We start from the raw sequence: 5,335 nt of genomic DNA on the forward strand, positions 1-5,335 counted from the left end.
GAAGATTGCCATCCTTTAGATGCTCGCATGGGCGAGATTTTCTTTCGGACTCAGAAGATCACTGTGCTAGAAGATGGTGTTGTAATGGGTGCAGACGATGAGGTGGTTACTCGCAATGCACAGGCAGGGGAGACTGGCAATATTCTAGATCTCCTGAAGAGTAAGTCGATGTCTATGCGCTCGATCGACTTAGATGTTCTGCATGAAGAAAATGCTGATCTCTATTGGGAGAAATCCGAGGACCATGATTTTGCGGTTCAGCTGAATTTTGGGCAGCCACCTATTAATCACTTTTGTCGCGTGCTTGAAAAATGGATACAACATTTTTTAGGTGCTCAGGTACGTATTACCCCAATGCAGCAAATCACTGACCCAAAGTGGTCTTGGCATGTTGGTCTAGATGCTGCTGCATCCGATATCCTCAATAAGCTGTATAAAAAAGAGCCCGTAGATGCGGATGAGCTTGAGAGGGTGATCTGTTTATTCCGCCTCGACTTTATCGATGAGGCTGCTGTGACCCAATCGCAGGCTGGAAAACCAGTCTATATGGCGATTGCTATGAATGATGAAAAGCTACTCAAACTGAAACCGCAAAACCTGCTCTTCAATTTGCCCTTAGCTAAAGCTTCCTAGTTTCTTGCGATTGGCGCTAAGCCAAATCAAAGCACCTGCTGTGATGGCAACTGGAAGTAGTGAGCCCCAGTTCAAAATATTCCAGCCCTGCGAGGTAATGAGTGCGCCAGAGCCGAAAGAAGTAAAGGCCATGGTGCCAAATACAAAGAAGTTAATTGCCGCCTGAGCTTTGTCACGCTCTTCTGGGCGGTAAGCCGTCATCGCCAATGAGGTCGAACCCGTAAATAAAAAGTTCCAACCAACCCCCAATAAAAATAACGCAATTAAGAATTGATGTAAGTCGGTACCAGATAGTGCGATTGCTATGCACAAGAGATTGAGGATGACCCCAACGCCCATGATTTTGAGGGTGCCAAAGCGCTGAATGAGTGAGCCAGTAAAAAATCCGGGGGCAAACATCCCGATCACGTGCCACTCTAAAACCAGAGCAGTATCAGAAAAGGGTAGACCGCAAATTTGCATGGCGAGCGGAGTAGCTGCCATCAGGAGGTTCATGACGCCATAACCTAAGGAAGCACCAATCACCGCAACCATAAAAACTGGTTGCATCAGAATAGTCTTCAGATCTCTGCCATCGGACAGTGAATGCCGCGTCTTGAATTCTTCTGGAAAGTGGATGAACTGCATCACGATGATGCCAATCAAGCCAGCTATCGAAAGGGAGAGATATGCACCTAAAAACGCAGTATCAAAGAAATCCTTGGTCCATGACGCAAGATTAGGCCCAATGACAGCGCCCAGGATTCCGCCAGCTAGCACCCAAGAGACCGCTTTATCTCTTTGGCTGACATCGGTCAGCTCAGCAGCAGCAAACCGATAGAGTTGCCCATTAGCGCTGTAATAGCCTGCAATAAAGGTGCCCAGCACCAAGAGCCAGAAATTCTTAGAAATGGCGGCATAGGCGCAAAGAAGGGCTGATATGACTGCTACCAATAGGCCCAGCTGAAAAGAAATCTTCCGACCAAAGTAATTTTGAGTTTTGGCGACGATCGAGGTAGAGAAGGCCCCACCAACAACATAGCCCATGACAGGTAGGGTAGCCATCCAAGCGACGGGGCTCAGACTGAGTCCAACCAGGCCATTAATGGCAATAAAAGTCACATTATTGGTCAAAAACAAGCCCTGGCAGAGAATCAGCAGTACGAGGTTTTTGTTGAGCAGGGCGTACTTATTGGTCATGCGCCACAGTTTACGATCTAAGCGAGTATTGGGTTGGCTCGGTGGATTCCCTGAAATTGACCCGCTTCGGCCAGTTTGGGGTCTAAATCCCCTTAAATAGCCGGGTTCGATGATTTAAAATAGACGTCTCGGTCCAGTGCGTGAAATATCACCCAAGATAGCCAAAAGCGCCTGAAGTGTTGCGCGTGGAATGCGAGAGTGGTTCGGTATAAGGCCGAGCCCTAATATTTATCCATATCGAGGAAACATCAATGGCTTCAGAGAAATCAAAGATCATTTACACGCTGACAGACGAAGCGCCATTATTGGCGACCTGTGCATTTTTACCAATCATTCGTACTTTTACAGCGCCAGCTGGGGTGCAGGTTGTAGAAAGCGACATTTCTGTTGCGGCACGTATCTTGGCAGAGTTCTCTGACTGCTTAACTGCTGAGCAGAAAGTGCCTGATAACTTAGCTGAGCTGGGTCGTATGACTTTATTGCCCGATACCAACATCATCAAGCTGCCGAATATCAGTGCTTCAGTGCCTCAGTTGCTCGCCGCCATTAAAGAATTGCAATCTAAGGGTTACAAGATCCCCGATTTCCCAGAAGATCCTAAGGATGACGCTGAAAAAGCAATTCGTACTCGTTACTCTAAGTGTTTGGGTAGTGCAGTAAACCCAGTATTGCGTGAAGGTAACTCTGATCGCCGCGCACCAAATGCGGTCAAACGTTATGCCCGCAAGAACCCACACTCTATGGGTGAGTGGAGCCAGGCTTCCCGTACGCACGTATCTCACATGCATGGTGGTGATTTCTACGCAGGTGAGAAGTCAATGACTATGACTAAGGCATGTGATGTGAAGATGGATTTGGTCACAAATAGTGGCAAGACCATCGTTCTCAAGCCAAAAGTCTCTTTACTTGCTGGTGAAATTATTGACAGCATGTATATGAGTAAGAAAGCGCTCTGCGAGTTCTACGAAAAAGAAATCGAAGATGCTTACAAGACTGGCATGATGTTGTCCTTGCACGTGAAGGCAACCATGATGAAGGTATCGCACCCAATCGTGTTTGGCCATGCTGTAAAGATTTTCTACAAAGATGCATTTGCAAAGCACGGCAAGTTGTTTGAAGAGTTAGGCGTTAATCCAAACAATGGTATGAGCAGCTTGTATGACAAGATTAAAACTTTGCCAGAATCTAAGCGCGAAGAAATCATTCAAGACTTGCACGCTTGCCATGAGCACCGCCCAGCATTGGCGATGGTGGACTCTGCCAAAGGTATTACTAACTTGCATTCACCAAGCGATGTGATCGTGGACGCATCGATGCCAGCGATGATTCGTGTTGGTGGCAAGATGTGGGGCGCGGATGGTCGCTTGCATGACACGAAGGCAGTAATTCCAGAAAGTACTTTTGCCCGTATCTACCAAGAGATGATTAACTTCTGTAAGACTCACGGTAACTTTGATCCAAAAACCATGGGCACAGTGCCAAACGTGGGCTTGATGGCTCAGCAGGCAGAGGAGTACGGCTCACACGACAAGACCTTTGAGATTGCTGAAGCTGGTGTTGCCCGCATTGTCGCGGATGACGGCACAGTATTGCTTGAGCAGAATGTGGAAGAGGGCGATATCTGGCGTATGTGTCAGGTGAAAGATGCACCGATTCGTGACTGGGTTAAGTTGGCGGTAAACCGTGCGCGTTTATCAAATACTCCAGCAGTATTTTGGTTAGACGAGTACCGTCCACATGAAGCTGAGTTGATCAAGAAGGTTCAAGCCTATCTCAAAGATTACGACTTAACTGGTGTGGATATTCAGATCATGTCTCAGACTCGCGCAATGCGCTATACATTGGAGCGCATCATTCGCGGTAAAGATACGATTTCAGTGACAGGCAATATTTTGCGTGACTACCTCACTGATTTGTTCCCAATTATGGAGCTTGGCACTAGCGCCAAGATGTTGTCTATCGTGCCTTTGATGGCAGGTGGCGGCCTCTTTGAAACTGGTGCAGGTGGTTCTGCTCCTAAGCACGTTCAACAATTGGTTGAAGAGAATCATTTGCGTTGGGATTCTTTGGGTGAGTTCTTGGCCTTGGCTGTTTCATTGGAAGATATCGGTGATAAAACCAATAATCCAAAAGTGAAGATCTTGGCCCGTACTTTAGATGAGGCAACTGGCACATTGTTGGATAACAATAAGTCGCCATCTCCACGCACTGGTGAATTGGATAACCGCGGTAGCCAGTTCTACTTGGCAATGTACTGGGCTCAAGCCTTAGCTGCGCAAACCGAAGATAAAGAATTGCAAGCCCACTTTGCCCCGATTGCAAAAGCCTTGGCTGAGAACGAGCAAAAAATTGTTGCTGAGTTCAAGGCTGTGCAAGGTAAGCCAGCAGATATTGGCGGCTACTTCATGCCTGATCAAGCTAAGTTCAAATCGGTGATGTGCCCAAGCGCAACATTGAACGATATCTTGAGCAAAGCAGCAGTAGCATAAGCTTGTTTTACTTCACTAGGTGAAGTTCGCAAAATGAAAAAGGCAAACCAGTGGGTTTGCCTTTTTTCTTGCCCTCAGATCTTCTTTTGATCCTTACGCCTAGTGCCGTACTAATTAGCTTAGGCATTCAGATACTGATCTTCTTGATAGGTGCTCACCCATTGCGGCCTATAAATTAACAACATAGCCAGCAACATACCGGAGAGCGAGCCCTCCATAAAGGACAGGATGAGTAAGCCTAAAAACCAGCCTACCGGATCATTGCTAGCCAATGAGGTGATATTAAATGCTTGTTGTAAACCGTATATCAACACGCCGGTTGCAAAGGTGCTTAGAAAAGCTGCCAAATAACCATGCCCCAAAATCAGAATAAATAAATGTTTAGGTAGCAGTCGATCAACCGCCTTGATGACACAGTAAGCAAAGATTGCAGGAATGACGCTCACCATGACATAGTGTTGAGTAGCCTCTACCAAATCACCGCTGATGCTTAAGACCCCAACTAGGGCCACGATAAAGAGGAGTGTGATCGCACTCCAGAAACCAAATAAAGCGACTAGTAATGAGGCTCCAAAAAAGTGGAAGGAAAGATCGATTAAGTTATCGAGGTTGCTATTGGGTAGGTGGGCGCGAATATTCCAGGCTACAGCTAGCAGAAGAATGCAGACCAAAAAGAGGTTGCGAAGACGGGGTTGAAGAAGAACCCCTTGGCGACTTTGATAGACGCCCAACAGGAAAATGGCACATGCCACTAGGATCCAGGCCATATTGCCCTTTCAGGGTAAATAAACCCTTATTTGAACTCCGTATGAGCTAATCAGGTATTGGATGTAACCCTATTACCCAATAAGGGGCTGAGCAATAAATTGCCAACCGTAGGAGAATATCTCTAAGTTCAATTTTTTTACAATGTAGCCCAAAAGGTATTTATGCGCACCCATCTGCCGAAGTTACTTGCCAGTGAAATCACCCCTAAGGCAGTTTTTGAGGGGCGCAGAGACTTGATTAAAAGTGCCGCTGCCGGAGCCTTTGGC

Annotated in this window: 4 protein-coding genes; 2 read left to right on the plus strand and 2 right to left on the minus strand. The window is 46.8% G+C overall.

Annotated elements, in window-relative coordinates; genetic code table 11:
* Positions 1-633 (plus strand): DUF6352 family protein (locus tag B7Y67_RS10290; protein ID WP_293598566.1); only part of this gene is annotated, 633 nt, incomplete at its 5' end.
* Here the strand turns inward: B7Y67_RS10290 and B7Y67_RS10295 are convergent.
* Positions 616-1,812, minus strand: coding sequence for an MFS transporter (locus B7Y67_RS10295; protein WP_293598567.1), 1,197 nt, complete (start codon positions 1,810-1,812; stop codon positions 616-618). The genes B7Y67_RS10290 and B7Y67_RS10295 overlap by 18 nt on opposite strands.
* A gap of 251 nt (positions 1,813-2,063) precedes the next feature.
* Between B7Y67_RS10295 and B7Y67_RS10300 the strand changes: the two genes are divergently transcribed.
* Positions 2,064-4,301, plus strand: a complete 2,238-nt coding sequence (locus B7Y67_RS10300) for an NADP-dependent isocitrate dehydrogenase (protein ID WP_293598568.1) — start codon at positions 2,064-2,066, stop codon at positions 4,299-4,301.
* A gap of 119 nt (positions 4,302-4,420) precedes the next feature.
* On the opposite strand, the gene B7Y67_RS10305 is transcribed toward B7Y67_RS10300, so the two are convergent.
* A complete protein-coding gene (locus B7Y67_RS10305) occupies positions 4,421-5,068 on the minus strand; it encodes an energy-coupling factor ABC transporter permease (RefSeq protein WP_293598569.1) in 648 nt (215 codons plus the stop codon).
* Between the last annotated feature and the right edge of the window lie 267 nt (positions 5,069-5,335).

The sequence above is a fragment of the Polynucleobacter sp. 35-46-11 genome (assembly GCF_002281105.1).

Excerpts from the sequence above, each read along its gene's own strand:
- B7Y67_RS10295 (WP_293598567.1), bottom strand. The coding sequence starts at position 1,812 with ATGACCAATAAGTACGCCCTGCTCAACAAAAACCTCGTACTGCTGATT.
- B7Y67_RS10300 (WP_293598568.1), top strand. The coding sequence starts at position 2,064 with ATGGCTTCAGAGAAATCAAAGATCATTTACACGCTGACAGACGAAGCG.
- B7Y67_RS10305 (WP_293598569.1), bottom strand. The coding sequence starts at position 5,068 with ATGGCCTGGATCCTAGTGGCATGTGCCATTTTCCTGTTGGGCGTCTAT.